This window comes from Microcoleus sp. B3-A4, assembly GCF_036705385.1.
Taxonomy (GTDB): Bacteria; Cyanobacteriota; Cyanobacteriia; order Cyanobacteriales; family Microcoleaceae; genus Microcoleus.
Genome location: NZ_JAUBUI010000013.1, coordinates 1 through 16494 on the forward strand (window position 1 = coordinate 1; position 16494 = coordinate 16494).

At 46.6% G+C, this 16494-nt stretch carries 17 protein-coding genes; 4 read left to right on the forward strand and 13 right to left on the reverse strand.

All coding sequences use genetic code 11. From position 1 onward, the window contains the following. The 3 genes from QUB33_RS08455 to QUB33_RS08465 all read right to left on the reverse strand — a co-directional run. On the reverse strand, positions 1-451 hold a 451-nt coding region (locus tag QUB33_RS08455), incomplete at its 3' end, for a transposase (RefSeq protein ID WP_333349389.1). A gap of 223 nt (positions 452-674) precedes the next feature. Further along, entirely contained in the window at positions 675-1853 is a 1179-nt protein-coding gene (locus tag QUB33_RS08460) for a CHASE2 domain-containing protein (RefSeq protein WP_333349391.1), read from the reverse strand. A gap of 95 nt (positions 1854-1948) precedes the next feature. Continuing rightward, positions 1949-2620, reverse strand: coding sequence for a response regulator transcription factor (locus QUB33_RS08465; RefSeq protein ID WP_333349394.1), 672 nt, complete (start codon positions 2618-2620; stop codon positions 1949-1951). Positions 2621-2919: 299 nt separating this feature from the next. On the opposite strand from QUB33_RS08465, the gene QUB33_RS08470 reads away from it, so the two are divergent. After that, a complete protein-coding gene (locus QUB33_RS08470) occupies positions 2920-3738 on the forward strand; it encodes a methyltransferase domain-containing protein (RefSeq protein WP_333349397.1) in 819 nt (272 codons plus the stop codon). A 483-nt stretch (positions 3739-4221) separates the two neighbouring features. Here QUB33_RS08470 and QUB33_RS08475 read toward each other — a convergent pair whose 3' ends face one another. From QUB33_RS08475 to QUB33_RS08515, 9 genes are all read right to left on the reverse strand, one after another. Further along, a complete protein-coding gene (locus QUB33_RS08475; RefSeq protein ID WP_333349399.1) occupies positions 4222-4881 on the reverse strand; it encodes an MAE_28990/MAE_18760 family HEPN-like nuclease in 660 nt (219 codons plus the stop codon). Then, the gene (locus QUB33_RS08480; RefSeq protein WP_333349401.1) at positions 4881-5987 is read right to left on the reverse strand and encodes a DUF262 domain-containing protein; all 1107 of its coding nucleotides are present in this window, start codon (positions 5985-5987) and stop codon (positions 4881-4883) included. Before QUB33_RS08480 ends, QUB33_RS08475 begins: the two co-directional genes overlap by 1 nt. Before the next feature lie 163 nt (positions 5988-6150). After that, positions 6151-6747, reverse strand: a complete 597-nt coding sequence (locus tag QUB33_RS08485; RefSeq protein ID WP_333349404.1) for a Uma2 family endonuclease — start codon at positions 6745-6747, stop codon at positions 6151-6153. A 79-nt stretch (positions 6748-6826) separates the two neighbouring features. Continuing rightward, complete coding sequence (locus QUB33_RS08490) at positions 6827-9067, reverse strand: phosphoketolase (RefSeq protein WP_333349406.1); 2241 nt, start codon at positions 9065-9067, stop codon at positions 6827-6829. Positions 9068-9277: 210 nt separating this feature from the next. Next, positions 9278-10501: a COP23 domain-containing protein gene (locus QUB33_RS08495; RefSeq protein ID WP_333349408.1), complete on the reverse strand. Its 1224-nt coding sequence runs from the start codon at positions 10499-10501 to the stop codon at positions 9278-9280. After that, positions 10498-10710 (reverse strand): hypothetical protein, encoded by a 213-nt coding sequence (locus QUB33_RS08500; protein ID WP_333349410.1) that lies wholly within the window; start codon positions 10708-10710, stop codon positions 10498-10500. Before QUB33_RS08500 ends, QUB33_RS08495 begins: the two co-directional genes overlap by 4 nt. Next, positions 10707-10991 (reverse strand): hypothetical protein, encoded by a 285-nt coding sequence (locus tag QUB33_RS08505; RefSeq protein WP_333349412.1) that lies wholly within the window; start codon positions 10989-10991, stop codon positions 10707-10709. The genes QUB33_RS08500 and QUB33_RS08505 overlap by 4 nt, the downstream gene beginning before the upstream one ends. Further along, entirely contained in the window at positions 10955-11113 is a 159-nt protein-coding gene (locus QUB33_RS08510; RefSeq protein WP_333349414.1) for a hypothetical protein, read from the reverse strand. The genes QUB33_RS08505 and QUB33_RS08510 overlap by 37 nt, the downstream gene beginning before the upstream one ends. Before the next feature lie 10 nt (positions 11114-11123). Continuing rightward, entirely contained in the window at positions 11124-11732 is a 609-nt protein-coding gene (locus QUB33_RS08515) for a COP23 domain-containing protein (protein ID WP_333349416.1), read from the reverse strand. A gap of 680 nt (positions 11733-12412) precedes the next feature. Here QUB33_RS08515 and QUB33_RS08520 point away from each other — a divergent pair. Beyond that, positions 12413-13018, forward strand: a complete 606-nt coding sequence (locus QUB33_RS08520) for a hypothetical protein (RefSeq protein ID WP_333349418.1) — start codon at positions 12413-12415, stop codon at positions 13016-13018. Between the two features lie 138 nt (positions 13019-13156). After that, complete coding sequence (locus QUB33_RS08525; protein WP_333349421.1) at positions 13157-14533, forward strand: cytochrome P450; 1377 nt, start codon at positions 13157-13159, stop codon at positions 14531-14533. A gap of 543 nt (positions 14534-15076) precedes the next feature. Here QUB33_RS08525 and QUB33_RS08530 read toward each other — a convergent pair. Beyond that, complete coding sequence (locus QUB33_RS08530; RefSeq protein WP_333203057.1) at positions 15077-15364, reverse strand: hypothetical protein; 288 nt, start codon at positions 15362-15364, stop codon at positions 15077-15079. Between the two features lie 494 nt (positions 15365-15858). On the opposite strand from QUB33_RS08530, the gene QUB33_RS08535 reads away from it, so the two are divergent. After that, positions 15859-16119: a MoaD/ThiS family protein gene (locus QUB33_RS08535; RefSeq protein ID WP_190734652.1), complete on the forward strand. Its 261-nt coding sequence runs from the start codon at positions 15859-15861 to the stop codon at positions 16117-16119. Positions 16120-16494 lie beyond the last annotated feature (375 nt).

Genomic DNA, 16494 nt, shown 5'->3' on the forward strand with positions numbered 1-16494 from the left:
CCCAACTCGTAATACGTTCGTGTCTTAACGGCAGCGCCCAACTGCCACTACTTTCAGGTATCAGTGCGATCGTACTATATCCTTGACCGATACCAACAGGTATACCGTGGGGTAAGGCTGTGGGTTGATGTTCATAGGTGCGTTCTTTGAGTGTACGTGCATGGGGTCTTAACCATGCTGTATGATCGATCGCTAATACTGGACGTTCTACCTCTGACATCTGCTGGATAGATAGTTGCATCAATTGGTCTCGGTCTGGCCTACAGTCTTGTAGTGCTTCATAGACACTCGACCACTGACGCCGAAACAAAGGATTTAGGGCTAAATCTCCTAAGCATGAGATGTGGCGGGTCGTCATCACTGCATCTGCTAGTTCAAAGGTGGCATCTTTACCGTTGCCGAGGCATTGATAAGCAAGTTGACGAAATTCTCGTAATTGTTTTAACTTCATGGCAGGTAGATTTGAGATTTTTAGCTAAATTCTCAATCTTCTACCCTGATGCTGTCTGTTGAAACTATCGCAGGCAGTTTTTTTTTAAGAAAGCATCCGCAACCTCAAAGAGAACGTCAACGGTCGCTGGCACCGATCTTATGGTTGAGTCTCATAGCTGATCGCCAGCGACCGTTGCCGTTCTTGTATGGACGTTTGCCAGTCTTTGGGCGATCGCACTTTTTTACCTGCTTAGTCTAAACTCCAATCCCAAAAGAATCAGCCAGTAACAGAGCGCGATCGGGCTAATGCTGGCGACTAAGAGCCCGATCAAAATTTTCCAGGGCGATCGCAGAAATTGTCCCAAACTCATCCCCAACAGTCCCCAGACCGCAATCCAGAGCGTTTCCCAGCCCTCCCCCCAAACCTGAAGCAACGGCCGCCGATCGATCACCGCGCTAATCATCTGGCTGGTTTCGTGGGCTTGCATTTCGACTCCGTAAATCCGTCCGGGATTGATACCTGCGATCGCCCCCGAACTTGCCAGATCCTTCGCGCTAAAAGACATCATCCCAATCAGCACAATTTTGCCTCGAATCCAGTTCGGATCTACTTGTCCCGCCTTAATTTGCTCCAGGGAAAGCACGCGAAATGGCATTGTCCCGCTGCGAACATTCAGTAAAATTTGGTTGCCGCCTGCATCCGCCCCCACATATCCGCCAGAGTTTGGCTGCACTCTGGTAAATTCAATGCTGCCAAAGCGCATCGCCTCCCGATCGCGAATTCCATTACCTAGCTTAATTCCTCGGGTTGCTAAATAGCGCTCTGCCAGCCGGATTGCGAAGGAAAAACGGTATTCCTGTCGATCGTTGTTAGTACCCAATAAACTGCGGCGCTGGTAGCCATCCGCATCGAGTACGAAATCTGCAAAGCCAACCTGTTCGGGTGGTAGCGCGGGCGGAGGTGCGACGGTAAAGCCACTGCGATCGGGCAAAGCAATCTCCACTCCGATCGCATTCTTGCTGCTGCGAAACACCGATGTTAGTTCAGCATGACCTGGTTCCACCGGAATATCGCGGACAATATCCAGCCCGATCGCGCTCGGTCGATAGGTTTGCAACCGTTTGAGTAAATCGGCAATATCGCGATCGGGAATCGGATAAGTTCTAGCACGTTGAATATCCTCCTCAGTGATGCCGACAATTACAATCCGTTCATCCATTGGCTCAGGAGGACGCAAACGCAAAAATCGATCGAACGCAACCAACTCCCAAAACTGAAGTGCACCGCTCAATCTAGCCATCATCACAGCGACAATCACCATCACCCCTGGAAGCGCTCCTCGTCCCCAAGTCGTGACGCCCGCTTTCACTGCTTGCCATCGATCGGGCTTCATAATAATGTCCGGTTGAATAGTTATCATACTTTTGTACGACTGTTTGGCCGATGCCCGATGCCCGATGCCCGATGCCCGATGCCCCTACAGGATTTATAAGTAATTAACCAGACTTGATATCACTAATCAATCAATCCTTCTTCCCTAGCTCGCACTTCCGTTTGAATCCGCAGATTCTTATCATCATCAGGATACACCTCTAGCACATCTCGAATCTTAGTCCAGTAATACTGCACAGTGCGTTCAGAAACATTCATTCGTTTGGCGATCGCAGTATCCTGTAAGCTCTCGTGAAAAGCAAATTGCAACACCTGCATCCAGGCGGGTTTGAGTTGCAGCCCATTGCGGATCTCTCTGGGTGTATAAATCCGCTCGTGCAGCGCCCAATCAACCATTGCCAGCAAGTCTTTCATCGGCTGGCTCTTATCAACAACCGTGAAGCCACCCATGTGATTGTCGATCGACGGTTTCAGCCAAACTAAAGTCCGAACATGGGCACTCTGCACCACAATATTCAGACTCGGATACTGCTCCATCAACGTTTTGAGGAGTTGAAGCCCTGAATTCGCTTGAGCTGTTTCGCCGATCGTCTCTGGCATCACCAGATCCACAATCACCAAATCCGGGGTCGTCTGCGCTATTTGCTGAAGGGCTGCCTGAGCCGTCGGAGCCGTCAGAATGTCTGCCTCTGGATATTCTTGCTTCAGAATGTTAAGCGTGCCACCTAACACCATCGCATGGTCATCCACAACTAAAAATGTTCGTTTCTCCGGTTGAGGTAAAGTCTGGGGCATAGTTGATTTGTTGCCACACAACATCGTCAGTTTAGGTAATCCGTCAACCCATTTTAGATTTGGGATTTACGATTTTCGATTTGTGACCTAGTTGAAACTAGGGGTTTTAAACCGCTGAAATTCTCATTCAAAATCCCAAATCTAAAATTGTCTCTGTCATCTTCTTACAATAGAGGAATTACGTGGCTCCCGTCCTGCATCTGTCCGCCAACTGGGGTTGGGGATGTCCGCAACGAGAATTGCGCTAAAGCGCAGTTCTATTATAATCTAGGTGTCGAAGCAGGGAAAAGGATGATTTTATGGTAGCCGAAGGTTCGTATCAAGCCAGTACGTTCAATCTAGAATTGGAGGGAGAAATTCAGCGGTTAAAAGCTCAAGTTCTCCTCAGTTGGGAAAAGGAAGCTCGCACTTTAAAGTGGTTCGGTTTAACCGACGGGATGAATGTTTTGGAAGCGGGTAGCGGGCCGGGATTTTTCACAGAAAAACTATTAGAATTGCTGCCAAACAGTCCGGTAACATCGGTAGAAATTGACCCGGTAGTGCACGAAAAAGCAGTAGCATATTTGCAGGACAAAGGGGGCGATCGAGTAGAGCGCATCCAAGCATCGGTTGCGGATACTGGTTTGGCGGCGAACACTTTCGATTTTGCGATCGCGCGTTTGCTGTTCGTTCATCTCCCAGAGCCCGTCGCAGCAGCTAGAGAAATATTCCGCATCTTGAAACCGGGCGGAAAACTGGTGATTATCGATAGCGATGCGGATCTGTTTTGGCTGACAAATCCGCCTTGGTCAGTCGAGATTGTCAGGGAGAAATTCAAGCAGGTGATAGCATCGCGGGGCGGCGATTTATGCGTCGGGCGAAATCTGTGCCGCATTCTCAAAGAAGCTGGGTTTGTTAGCGTTGATTTAGAAGCGGTTGTCAGGCACAGCGATATAATAGGAATTGAAGCGTTCCAACCTTTACTGGACTCCGGGCCCATTTTGCAAATGGTCAAACAGGGGGTGATTTCAGAGTCGGAAATAGAAAGCTATCTGGTTTCGCGGGATAAGTTTGAAGCTGCGGGCGATCGATCGATGATGAGTTTTTGGTTGATGGCGTGCGGGGAAAAAAATCAATAAAATTAAGACCGATATTTCATACAATATTAATGTCCCGTCGCAACACAACTTCTAGCACTCTCCCTTCGGGTAGCATCGTCGGGCGTCAAATCTAGTTACCCGCCAAAAATCACGGATCGTGCAACCCGACTTGAGATAATCCATCTGCGTTAATCTGTGTTTATCTGCCCTCATCTGCGGTTAAAAAAAGAGAACTTCTCGGACTGCAGATGACAACGGATTAACGCTGATTCACGCAGATGAAGGAAGAGAGAGCAGAATAATTTAGTAACTTTACACCTACAAGTCTAACCAATCGTTGGAGCCGATCGCGCAAAGGTTGTTTATGAGAGCCAATGGTTGTCCGTGTCGGCTCAACTTTACCCTTATGCTCGATCGTACATCTGGTTGTATCGGTAATTAAATGTGAAATGAACTAAATGCTGGGATTGGCGATTGTACATCCGCGACTAAGCTTCAAACCACTATAAAAAAATAACTTGTCTAAGGTGAATTCCGCATAAAATCCTTATTGACAGCAGCATTTTGAATTTGATTGCTAAAAATATCAAGCATTCCCATAATTTCTGTGTGTAACTCTATATACTCTTCTCTGTCAACCGTCAAATAGTTACCATGTGCTATTTCATTTCTGGTTTTCAAAAGCTTAATATCGATTAATACTGCCTTAGTAGAGTAAACGGAAAAGTCTATTCCCAGAGTAGAAGTTATTTCTTTCAAAATGTCAGAAGACAGATTGGATGCAGTAGAAATTGCATCTTTGTCTTTGTATGGTAAAGAGCATTTAGTGTTTAAGTTAGAAAGGAAGAAATCACAAACAGGTATATATAATGAGGGTTTATTTGTGTCTCTAGCCTCATTCAATTTTGTCTTCATTGCCAGAGCTAGAAAATTGCTACTAAGCTGATCGTAGCGAAGCTTTTGCATCGCAACATACTCTAGGTAACTATTTGATGCTAATTTGACAAAACCTTCCCAATGGGCATAGAGAATACATATTCCACTCCGAATCAACGCACTATGCCTTTGAGAAGAAACCTTTCTCGATTCTACCAAGGATTTGAGTTCCGAAAGTTCCTTCTTTCGCCAAGCAAGATCGGTGGAAAGCTTATCACTTAATTGTTCAGCAGTTCGGATACTCATTAGGGGGAAAATACTTCTCTACCCAGCGGAATCAGGTAAGGTAAACGTCTTGTAGCATTGAACCCTCCTCCCGAGCGTGTTTGATAAGTTTCATGCGACCAAATACCTTTTATTTTATCAGATATCAGGTTTTTTTGAGGTAGATGTTTATAGTTGTATCCGATTCCCAATGCTACCACTTCATATGCCGATAATAGAAAACCACCCAAAAACCTGTCTTGTTCAGGTTTATATTTCTTGAAACTATCCTCACCTATAGTTTCATCAAGAAGATCGAATGTTGTCTTGAATGCGGTTTCTATGTGGTGATAATCTAACTCTTTATTAGAAGCAAGTTTACGCATTGTTTCGGTTAGGAAAACGTGAACATCACCACCCAATTTTTTAACGCTTATATCATCCTTATCAAATAAAAGTATGAAACGTAATACTAATTCCATATCATACTGTTCTTCATAGAGTCTATCACTTAAAGCAGTGCATTTTTTGAAGGGTTCATAATCTGCCAGTGAACGCATCAAGTGATATAAATCTTTATTCAACATCAAAAGAATGCAATTTCTCACTTCTTGAGGTGTTGCAACTGAACCTCCTGTATTCAGTCGCTGAAATAGCTCATATTTAATCATTTCATCGCTTTCTTTCTGAACAATATTGACAGCAATTTTTGAGCGTTTAATCAATAAACGCTGTGCTTGGGTGAAAGAATTATCTCGATCGTTTGGGTCGTCCCATTTTTTACCTTCTAAAGAAGCTAAATATGTAGTTTTTTGTAAAGGTACTGGCTGTGTATTGTTTTCGGCTTCATCTTTTTTCAAAATACCGACAAATTCATATATTGTTGATAGTCTCTGAACACCATCTACAACATCCCAAACACCATCATCTCTTTGGCTAACAAAAATTGGTGGAATAGGTATACCTAGCAAAATCGATTCTATGAAGGTTGATTTTTGGTGATCGGACCAACGAAAAAATCTTTGAAAATCTGGATGGATATCGATCTCACTATTTTCATAAAGGCTGATCCACTCTCCAATAGACATTGAGTAGCCATCAGTCCGAATTTCTTGCCTTGTTTTATCAATTTCATCTTGCAGGGACATAGTTCAAGGTGTGTTAAATTTTGTTATGTATAACCATTTCTGTAGAATAGGAATACTTAGCTATTCTACTGTGTTGGGTTGCGCTTGACAAAAAGTCACTGTTTAACCCTGCAATTATAGCAGATCAACCAATTTGTTGCGTAAATTTGATTAATCGACCAAATTACTGCTGCCTAACCCCATTAAGAAACTCTGTCCTTGCCTCAATTCTTGAAGGCGTTAAAACGCAACGCACCAGCAATTCTAAATCCAATTCCGGCAGCAACTCACTTCTTGAAACTTGCTCATAATTATCCTCCCGCAACCCATACACAGCCAACTGATTATTTTCCCAAAACCAGACTTCAGGAATGCGAAGTCGCAGATATTTAGCGAGTTTATTAGTACTCCCGCTAGTAATGGTTACCTCCACTGCGAGATCGGGATGCTCTTTTCTTGAACCTATATAATAAGACTCGTCAGGTTCAAATGATACATCTCTTGCCCGGTCTCTGCGAGTTGCGCTTCCTACAGGAATATATTCAATCCCCATTTCACAAAAGTAGAGTTGTAGCAAAAAATTAAGAATACAACTGATTGTCTCATGTGCTTCACCCAGTGTCATAAACTCGATCCACCCATCAAGATAAGTTATCCGCAAACCCGGAGAGTCGGCCATCAAAGATGCGATCGCCTCAAATTGCTCCCAAGTATAATAACCGGGGAGAATCAATCGCTGTTCTGCAAGCGTACCTATTTCTTCTAAAATTTTTGCTGTCATAGGTATCACCATCCTATTTTAAATATTACTAGCCCCTACCCAGCACAAACCAGGCAGGGGCATTCACTCACATTCTAACTTAATGAACTAGCTCGATCGCCCTTTTAGTCAACGCCTCAGCAGTTAACCCATTAAACGCCATCAACTGACCAGCACTAGCAGTAGTTTCCCCCCGCTTCCAAGCGAAAGTATCCCGCTTGCAATTGCTGCGTAGCATCACAGGTTCCAACATCCCAGAAGCACCGCCTGTCACGCCAATCAAGGCATCTCCACCAAACAATTCGGTAAATTTATCATCGCTCAAAAAGCCGCCGTCAGCTTCCGAACAAGTATCCCAAGCAACATCGCCTTGACGGTACAAACGCCGGGGATTCACAACAGAAACAATCCGCACTCCAATCCCTTCTGTTTCCAAAAATGCCGCCGCTTCAAACACTGGCATTAACGTCATGTCGCCGACAACTGCAAACACAACTTTCTTGCTCCCCCCTTGATTGTGGGGAGCTTGCGGGGAATCGACTTCGTGCAGCACTATTGCACCGTCTTGCAAACCTTGGCGAGTCTGTTCAAAAGTAGTGCGAATTGGCAGTGGCGACTTGCTTGCAGTAATCACAACTCCCTTATTTTTAGCAGCCAAAGCCCACTCATAACAAGCTTGAATGCTGTTAGCATCCGGTGGAAACAAAGGAAACACATTTCCGTTCCGCATCATCGCCGCAAAATAAGCCTCAATTTCCGGCCTCTGGTGCGTCCAACCGTTACGGCCTTGTTCCAATGCACCCGCTGTAAATAAGGTGACAGTTGCCGGAGTTGGACGGCGCAATTCTGCCATTGCTTGGGTTACAGTTTGCCAAATTGGTAAACCGTTGATGGCAAAAGATTCGTAGGAACACCACAAACTCCGCGCTCCAAATAGCGATAAACCTACGGCTAAACCAGCGCAAGCATCTTCGCTCAAAGGTTCGTAAACTTGACCGTTGGGCGATTGATTGTACAGGTCATCTGTGGTCGGGTGAATAATTTTGAGAGCTTGGTTGATATTGGCAATTGCCGATGCTTCATTGCCGTCAGCATTAGTGACAACAAAAGTACGATCGCGCTCGCCAACTTTCCCTACCAAAACCCCCATTGCTGTGGTCGAAATCTTCGGTTCTCCGCCAACTGCAAATTCTTCTAAAGGCAATTCGCCTAAATCTGCCAGCGGCAATGTAAACTCAGTAACAACTGTTTTCGCCGCCGGCCCGCCGCCCGCACGCTCGCAATTTGTCCGCACCAACTCCCAAGCAGCAGCAGTCAAAGCGCGCTCTTTCAAAGCACTGATAATGTGCGGAGCATCCAGCGTATCTTTTGGATAAAGGTTGTGAGATTTTGCTCCGCGCGCGTGGACGCCGGCACCTTTCAACTGTTTGATAATAAACACAGTTAATTTGCCGCCGAGAGCAGATTTTGCCGCTTTGTCAACTCCTTGTAAAACAGCTTTGGTAAATGCCATGCGCTGTTCGAGCGAAAAAGCAGTGCTGTCAACATAATCTTCGGGTTGATTTTTATCGTCAAATTCCTTAGCATCAACTAAGATAACTTCTTCAAAACCGTTGCCTTGCCAATAAGCAATCATTTCAGCATTAGTTTTAGTCGAAACCATGCTGTGATGTTCCTGAGAATATCCGTTCCAAACCAACACAGGCAAAAAGTTAGTAACGCTGGGATAAGCAGTGTGGAAATGCCCCATGCTGCTCATCGGATAGGGTTCGCCCATGCCGCCGTCGCCTATTGTGAAAGCAAACAGTTTTTCCCGGTGCAAAAGCGCTCCAGCCATTGCGAAATGCTGCCCTTGTCCGAGGGGGCCGGCCGGTGCTAAAAGGCCGGGAATGAAACCGGAAAGATGTCCTAACAAACCGTCTTTTTCTCGGAATTTATCGCGCACTTGCTGCACGTTGAAAATTCCCATATCTTCCAAAGATCGATCGAGAAACATGGCGCTGTAAAAGCCGGGGGCGTGATGGCCGACTTCGGTGACAATGTTCTTGTGTCCGAGCATCACCAAAGCGGCATAAGCCTCAGCTTGGCTAGCAAAACCCCCCGGATGTCCCGATGCCTTGCTAGCGGTAACTTGCAGCGTCAGGTAGCGCAGGGCGTCTGCTCCCAGCATCGTTTGAAAGACGGCGACGGGATCGGCAGGATCGGCGATCGACTTGCTCCCCTCGGCGATCGCAGGTGTTTTCCCATAAGTATCAAAACCAGGGACTGTTTCAGAAAAATATTGAATGCCTTCGCAAAAAGCGGGCGTTGTTGACGTTGCCTGCGGGGTAGTTGCTGTCATGCTTGATACCGGAAAAATTTGAATTGGATTAATGTAAGAGTAATTTTATAGCTTCCGTGTTCCAAAAAATCATGAGTTCTATTATGTCAGTGATAAATAAGTAAAATATCTCACTTTTTCAGCTAATAAGTAGTGGTTTGAGAACCCCGAATTTTTTAATAAGTCGGGGTTCTGTGTTTACCCATTACTAATCCATCTCAAATCTCAAATCTAAAATTGTTCCAGCCGTTCCCGGACATCGATATAAAGCGCAGTACCGCTTTCAGAAAGAGAAGGCACAGCCTTTTGATTCCCCAGCCAAACAAAAAAACTGCTAAGTGCAGGAGTCGGATCTTGATCGCGGCGCAGCGTGTAGATCAAACCTTCGCAAGGCCCATTAACGCGGCTAGTCGTGCAAATCGCTTTCTGGTTATTTACAATACCCACAGTGACATAATTTAGCTGTTTATTACGGTTATAATTTTCAAGGCGCTGAGTCACTTGTTGGCAGCGAGTTAGAGGATCGTAGCCAGAACTAGAAAAGAAATTAGAATTCCAGCGAATCCAAGGCTCCCTGAACCCTTGCGGATTTTGATACACAGTCACCGGTTCGCCCGTCGAGGTATCGCACACAAATCCTCCATAACCTCGATTCGGTTGGTTTTGACCCGAGTCGCTGCTGATAGAAAGATTGCTGAGAATATCAAAGCCGTTATGCTTATTTTGTGATAGCAACTCCCTAAAAGCCTCGATCGGGATTGCCGCGTTCAACCCCGTTTTTATCTCTTCAATCTGACCGTTCCACTGGCTCCTAATTGTGCCAACAGTATCTCCCTGACCGTGAATTCCTACCACCCTGCCATCAGCATCAAATACAGGCCCGCCACTCATCCCGCGCCTGGTTACAGCTTGGTAGCGCAGACGGTATCCTGATGAGGCGCTGCCCAACCGAGAAGAGATGATACCAGCAGTAAACTCAAGTTTTCGTTCAAATCCCGAAATTGGCAGCGGATAGCCAGAAACGTAAATAGCAGAACCGACAACAGCACGTTCTGACTCGCCCATTGGTGCTACTGGATACTGTTCTCGGCTCTGAAACTGTATCAAAGCCAAGTCTATATCCCTGTCATTTTTCGGGAGTCGCTGTATTCTAATCGCAGCATAATCCTTCTCCAAATGAGTGCGAATGCTGTATTTTTGAGCGAGGCTTGCCACCACATGATTAGCTGTCAGAACCGTGTAAATATTACCCTGTTTGGCAATAATTACTCCCGATCCACTCGCCAAAAAACCCAGCGTATTGTTGACTTCTACAGTTGTCAACGTCGCTAGCTGGGCAATTTCTTCTGCTGTTTTGGCACAGGCAGCATATTGTTGGCTGACAACCGCCGTCACTGTTAATGCACCTGTCAAGATGATTGTCAGCGCGTCAAACCGCAAACTCCACACATTCATCGATAACTCCCTAGATGAAACGAGGCGAACTGCAAATATATACTAATCGCAATTCCCCAACTGGATTTAACCATGTTCTCCAATAATTCCGCTGTTGGTTCACTTCCATATTCAAAAGCATAGACGCCAAAATTTGGATCTCGATACTTGCCCCTACAGTTAATCCCAATCAAGAAACCTTTGGCATTAAAAATCGGGTCGCGACTCATACCGATTTTAACCTCATTTGTATAGCCCAAGCTATAACCTTGAGGCAAAGATTTGGGTAGCAGCACCGAAACGAAGCCCGCGTCACCGCCAAAGCCCCAACCTCAGCACCCGCAGGAAAGCCGACGGCAAGCATTGGCTCAGACACCGCTCCTGCCTCAAGGCTGAATGGTGTTATTTTATACTCGATCGCGCTGCGAAACTGAACGATCGCCAGATCGCTATTGCCCAGCCGCCTCGGAACTCCTAGCAGTGGGTGGAGGAGGCCGTCGTCGGTGACCATTGTCGGATCGCCACAACGTGCCAGTTAGTAAGCACCATATAGGTTTGGCCCTGCTGCCGGACGATCGTCCCAGAACCAGAAGATATTCCCGTCGGGATGCGTACCGCTTTTTGACGCGCCAAGTTTTCCACCTCAATCCTTGGAATTGGTGATGGGATGGAAAATTTGCCAATCTTTAAGGCTGTCGGAACGGTGGGGAAAAGGGGGCAGTTGCGCGCTATCGGCAGTGTTTTCCCCTAGCTTTTCGCTGACATCAATGTAAGGAATTTTACTTGTCTCATCAAAAGAGGCCATCCCGACATATCCTTGCCGCCAAGCCAACAAATTATACAAAGAGCCGATCGGGTCTTGGCCGGGTCTGAGGGTATAAATCAAATTTTGACACCGCCCATTGACTTGATTCGCCGTGCAGATGACGTTCTGGCCGTTCATTTGGCCCGCAGTAATGTACTTAAGCATTCGTTGGCGGCGATAGGTTTCGAGGCGTTGGCTGACTAATTGACACCGAGTTACCGGATCGTAGCCAGAACCGGAGAAATAATCGGAAGTCCACTCAATCCAAGGCTCTACGGCACCTTGAGCGTTTTGGTACACCGTCACCGGCGCACCGGTCGAGGTACTGCACCAAAATCCACTTTCCCCCTGTCCTCGCCGACCGTAACTCGGTTGAGAAGCAACCGTCAGGCCGGTGAGGACGATCGCTGTTGTCGCCAAAACTTTTGTCAATAATTGCTGTTTCATGATGTGTTCACTCTTTTTTATGGGATTCGGGACAAAAATCACCGAATGCTGCCATAACACCCTTGACGCGCCAGTTCGTTACAGATCCGCTGACTTGGGAATTATGTTTTTGGCGACTTGACCAGAAACCAGGTTTTTTTACGAAAACACTTCGTTGCAGCCCTTATGCCTGGTTAAAAAACCCGGTTTTTTTGCTCTTGATGCGTAAGTTTTGATATTGTTCGCGACTTGCACGTTCCCTCTAACCGCGATTTCGGCGCTGTTAAAAAAGCGCTCCGAAGCCGAGCTTAAAATGCGGGCGCAAGTCGGAATTCTGTCCTCATTACTACTAATCAAACTCAGGCTTTTACCAACGGGAAAGAGGCTTTTCACCTCAGACCTTGGAAGGGATCGAGTTGCAACGGTACATCACACCACTGACAAGGTATTTGATATCACTTACGAGCTGGGTCGCAAGCTTGATCTGCTGAGACAGGCAAACTGCTTGGTTAGACCAGTGAGGGGTAAAACCCCTTTTATCTGATCTAACACTAAAATCCACGTATTAACAAGAACTCTTAACTTGTTTTCATCTCCGTACTGCGGGAAATACTTCTAAGTGAGTGTAATCAGGGTCTAAGTGCTTTCTACCACCAAAATTTACCCTCCATACACTGATGTTTAGTAAAGTATTAAAAACTATGAACCGTATCTGCAAACAGTTAGGATATTTAGGCGTTTGGTTAATTTTGATGGGCGGTAGCAGTTGTTCTAGCTCAGATGCAGCTACCTCAACCGAAAACCAGAGCCAACTCTCAGCAAGCGCCCCTCAGTTCCAAAACCTACAGCTAACGGGAAATCAAATTGAGGCTCGATCGAGTCAATTAACGCAGTCCTCTAACTCTGTTGCCTCAGTTTTAGGCAGTGTAGCAGTCTCAGAAAATACTGCCACCGTTACGGTTTATAAGGTAGATAATTTGTGTCAAACTCTGAAGCCGGAAACAGTTACAGGCCCAGAGAACCAGTTAATGTCATCTGCGGTTAATGAAGTGTTAAAGCAGCAGATTTTCGATAGTCTTGGTTTGGCTGGTTATCGCCTCAAGATCGATCGCGACCTCGGAATAGCTACCGTGGATCTGCGAGCCTCCGGAAATTCGCGGCAGAAATTGCAAAATCTGTCCAGTTGTCAAATGTTAGGTTTGTTCGGGGGCGTGCGCCAAACTTTAACCAGTTATGCTCCTTGGCAAATCAAAACTGTTCGTTTTACAGAGCTTGGAGAGGATATTTTGAGCACCGTTCGAGAATAAGCTATTAAAATTATTGGAGATGGGACTTACGCAATTCTCCCCTTAAAAACAAGGGTTGGCAGGGATTGAACCAACCTTCAAACCCTTTGAGATTTGTTGATACTTCTAAGTCCTGTGACCCAAACCCCGGTAACTCCTATGACACTACCTAACGGCCCCAAAGCTCCACCCCTTGTGCAGCTAATTCAATGGATCGGCGATCCCCTGACATTCATGGATAAATGTGCCAAACAATACGGCGACATTTTCACAGCTCAAGTGAACAACGGGAAACCATTGGTGATGATCCACCACCCCCAAGCTGTCCAGGAGATGCTCAACAGCAGCGCATTTCACGCTCCAGGCCGCCTGAACAGCATCCTAAAACCCTTGATGGGAGAACAATCCATGATTATGCTGTCGGGAGAAAGGCACAAACGCGAGCGCCAATTATTGATGCCACCCTTTCACGGGGAACGGATGCGGAATTACGGCCAACTAATTTGCGATATTGCTCAAGATGTTGCCAGCAAATGGTCGGTCGATCGACCTTTTGTGGCCCGCAGCGCGATGCAGGAAGTCACCATGCGGGTAATCTTGCAAGCTGTCTTCGGCATGGATGACGGGCCGCGATTGGAAGAGATCAGGCCCCTACTTGCCTCAGTCCTCGATATGACCAACTCTCCCCTGCGATCGAGCATACTGTTTTTCGGCTGGATGCAGCAAGATTGGGGCTCTTGGAGTCCTTGGGGACGCATGAAACAGCGGCAGCGGAAAGTTGACGCACTGATCGACGCGGAAATTGAAGAACGCAGACAGCAACCAGACGCCAACCGCACCGACATTCTCAGCTTAATGATGGCCGCGCGCGACGAAAACGGGCAACCAATGACCAATGAAGAATTACGCGACGAGTTGATGACGCTGCTGTTTGCAGGCCACGAAACCACAGCAACGGCTCTAGCTTGGGCATTTTACTGGATTCACCACTTGCCCTCGGTGCGCCAGAAGTTGCTGCAAGAATTGGACAGTTTGGGGGAAAATCCCGACCCGATGGAGATTTTCCGCTTACCTTACCTGAGTGCAGTTTGTCAGGAGACGCTGCGAATTTACCCGGTGGGAATGCTGACGTTTGCGCGAGAGGTGATCACGCCCGTGGAACTGATGGGACATCAACTCGAACCGGGCACGGTTGTCATCGGCTCGATTTATTTGACCCACAGACGGGAGGATTTGTATCCAGAACCCCTGCAATTTAAACCGGAACGGTTTTTGGAGAGGCAATTCTCGCCTTATGAGTATTTGCCCTTTGGAGGCGGCAGCCGCCGCTGTATCGGCTTGGCGCTGGCGCAGTTGGAGATGAAACTCGTGCTGGCAACCATTTTGCGGGATTTCGACCTAGTATTGGCCGAGAAAAAGCCCGTACAGGCCAAACGCCGAGGGGTGACTTTAGGGCCTGCCGGCGGCGTGCGGATGGCCCTGCTGGGGCGGCGGATGCCACAGCAGAAGCCTGAACCTGTTGCTAGTGGGGTTTAAAGTCGCAGCAGTTGCAGCGGGCGATCGAACTTTCTGCTTTGAGTGTCCACCATTTAGGGAGAAGGTGCGATCGTCCGCTGCAACTGCCACCATTTTTTGTAGCACCCGCTACAGATAAATAGCTAGAATCCTTAACCTGTAACCCTCTCCCCCTCTCACTTTTCAAATTTTCAGTCTAAAATGATATGAACCTTGCAAACACAGCCTAAAAGCAAAAGTGGGTGATTGCAATAGTCCTCTTGATATCTCAAAAGCCTGCCTGCCATACTTTAAAAACATATGCATACCCTGTTATTCAGCAAGGTCGGAAGCGCGTTGGCATTGCCAGCAATCTTCCGGCCTCTTTATTTTTTGGGCTACTTAAGGCATTGGAGACAAGATGTAGAAGGCAAGGCAAAAGTATAAATTCTCCCCCTGTCCTCGTTTCCCCCTGTCCCCAATCTAGAGCTTCTGCCTCTAATTCCAATAGAATCCGACAGCAAGTTTAAGGAATCACTAAGGAATAATTAATAACTTGTTAAATTATCTCCTTCTGCCCTTCTCTTAATCTTCTGTTTTCAGAAATTCCGATACCGAGACAGACTTCGGGAGACTCTCCAGATCTTGAATTTCGCTTTCGTGGGCAAAAAACTCAACTTCTTTGTCGTCAATCTGGATCTGATAGCTAGCGGTAGCTGTCACAACCCGTCGCTTTTTTTTATCTTCTATTAAAACCCAACACACGACAGGCCTTACCCATCTCTCAACGTGCTGGTTTTGCTTCGTACTCCCAAAGGCATACCAGCCTTTAGCTTCAATAATTTGAAGCACTTTAAAATCGTTATTTGCCATATATTTCTATCGCGTTAACTTCAGTATTCTTCCTAGATAGAACGGCTAACTTGCTAAGCAGCGCAAAAGTTCGGCAATTCCAAGCCACACTAGATAACCTGATTTTTGGTCAGGAGAAGCGGGTTGGCAGGGCCTTGTCTGCGTTGTTGCCAGCTAAATTTAGTGGGATCTTTTTGTACTCTCCCACAATTACTGTCAAGTATCTATACCGCATCCTCAAAAAATATTCTCGCATGAGCCTCAACAGCCGCCAACTAGACCTTAGCTAGCTGCATCTAAGTGGATGCTAACTGCTTCTAACGTCTGGTTGGTGATAGCGATCGGCATACAATCCTGTTAAGAGTTTTTGCTGCAATCAACTATCATCTTTACCCGATGGGGTAAAACTTAACTAGAGGTTGCCGCTTTCAATTTTAAGCCTCGGCGCGCCTAATTCCTAATTAATTGTATGGTGTAGTTGATAATTGCCAAACCGTCGATCGCACTAAACTACCGTGTCTGACTCTTCAATTACCGTCACAGTTAAACTGTTCGCCGCCTTCGGTGAAGCCTACGGCGTTTCGGAACTTACATTAGAACTTCCTCCCGAAACCCCAGTGTCTCAAGTGCTCGAAAGCTCGATCGCCCAATATCCTCAATTAGAACAATGGCGCGATCGCACCCGCTTCGGCCTCAACCTGGAATTCGTCTCCCCCGACACCATCCTCCAAGACGGCGACGAAGTTGTACTCATCCCTCCCGTCAGCGGCGGGTAGGCTAAGTTGGTTAATCTGAAATGTTGCACCATTCTCAATAAGCTTTTTATGAACAGGCTTTCGGGCCTCTTCCACAAGAGATGAATTTTATTGTGGAAGAGGCCCGAAAGCCTGTTCTTGAGAATGGTGCAACATCTCAGTTAATCAAAAATTCGAGGTTTTGTAGTTGTGTTCGATCGCACGACTTCCCAATTCTTAGCCCAAAAAAGATTTGTTAAGTTTTGTAACAATTTCGTCGGCAAATCATCCTTGAGCTCGATCGGACTCGCGTGCGGGCCTGACAATCTGGATTCCCAGCCCGATCCTGAAAACAAGTCAAATCCTTGTGGGGTGAGCGTCCCGCCCGCCCAAATATCAAAGTTAAATACACCACTG

Bases quoted from the DNA above. Each gene is read 5' to 3' on its own strand.
- QUB33_RS08460 (WP_333349391.1), bottom strand. From the start codon at position 1,853: ATGATAACTATTCAACCGGACATTATTATGAAGCCCGATCGATGGCAA.
- QUB33_RS08465 (WP_333349394.1), bottom strand. From the start codon at position 2,620: ATGCCCCAGACTTTACCTCAACCGGAGAAACGAACATTTTTAGTTGTG.
- QUB33_RS08470 (WP_333349397.1), top strand. From the start codon at position 2,920: ATGGTAGCCGAAGGTTCGTATCAAGCCAGTACGTTCAATCTAGAATTG.
- QUB33_RS08475 (WP_333349399.1), bottom strand. From the start codon at position 4,881: ATGAGTATCCGAACTGCTGAACAATTAAGTGATAAGCTTTCCACCGAT.
- QUB33_RS08480 (WP_333349401.1), bottom strand. From the start codon at position 5,987: ATGTCCCTGCAAGATGAAATTGATAAAACAAGGCAAGAAATTCGGACT.
- QUB33_RS08485 (WP_333349404.1), bottom strand. From the start codon at position 6,747: ATGACAGCAAAAATTTTAGAAGAAATAGGTACGCTTGCAGAACAGCGA.
- QUB33_RS08490 (WP_333349406.1), bottom strand. From the start codon at position 9,067: ATGACAGCAACTACCCCGCAGGCAACGTCAACAACGCCCGCTTTTTGC.
- QUB33_RS08495 (WP_333349408.1), bottom strand. From the start codon at position 10,501: ATGAATGTGTGGAGTTTGCGGTTTGACGCGCTGACAATCATCTTGACA.
- QUB33_RS08500 (WP_333349410.1), bottom strand. From the start codon at position 10,710: ATGAGTCGCGACCCGATTTTTAATGCCAAAGGTTTCTTGATTGGGATT.
- QUB33_RS08505 (WP_333349412.1), bottom strand. From the start codon at position 10,991: ATGGTCACCGACGACGGCCTCCTCCACCCACTGCTAGGAGTTCCGAGG.
- QUB33_RS08515 (WP_333349416.1), bottom strand. From the start codon at position 11,732: ATGAAACAGCAATTATTGACAAAAGTTTTGGCGACAACAGCGATCGTC.
- QUB33_RS08520 (WP_333349418.1), top strand. From the start codon at position 12,413: ATGAACCGTATCTGCAAACAGTTAGGATATTTAGGCGTTTGGTTAATT.
- QUB33_RS08525 (WP_333349421.1), top strand. From the start codon at position 13,157: ATGACACTACCTAACGGCCCCAAAGCTCCACCCCTTGTGCAGCTAATT.
- QUB33_RS08530 (WP_333203057.1), bottom strand. From the start codon at position 15,364: ATGGCAAATAACGATTTTAAAGTGCTTCAAATTATTGAAGCTAAAGGC.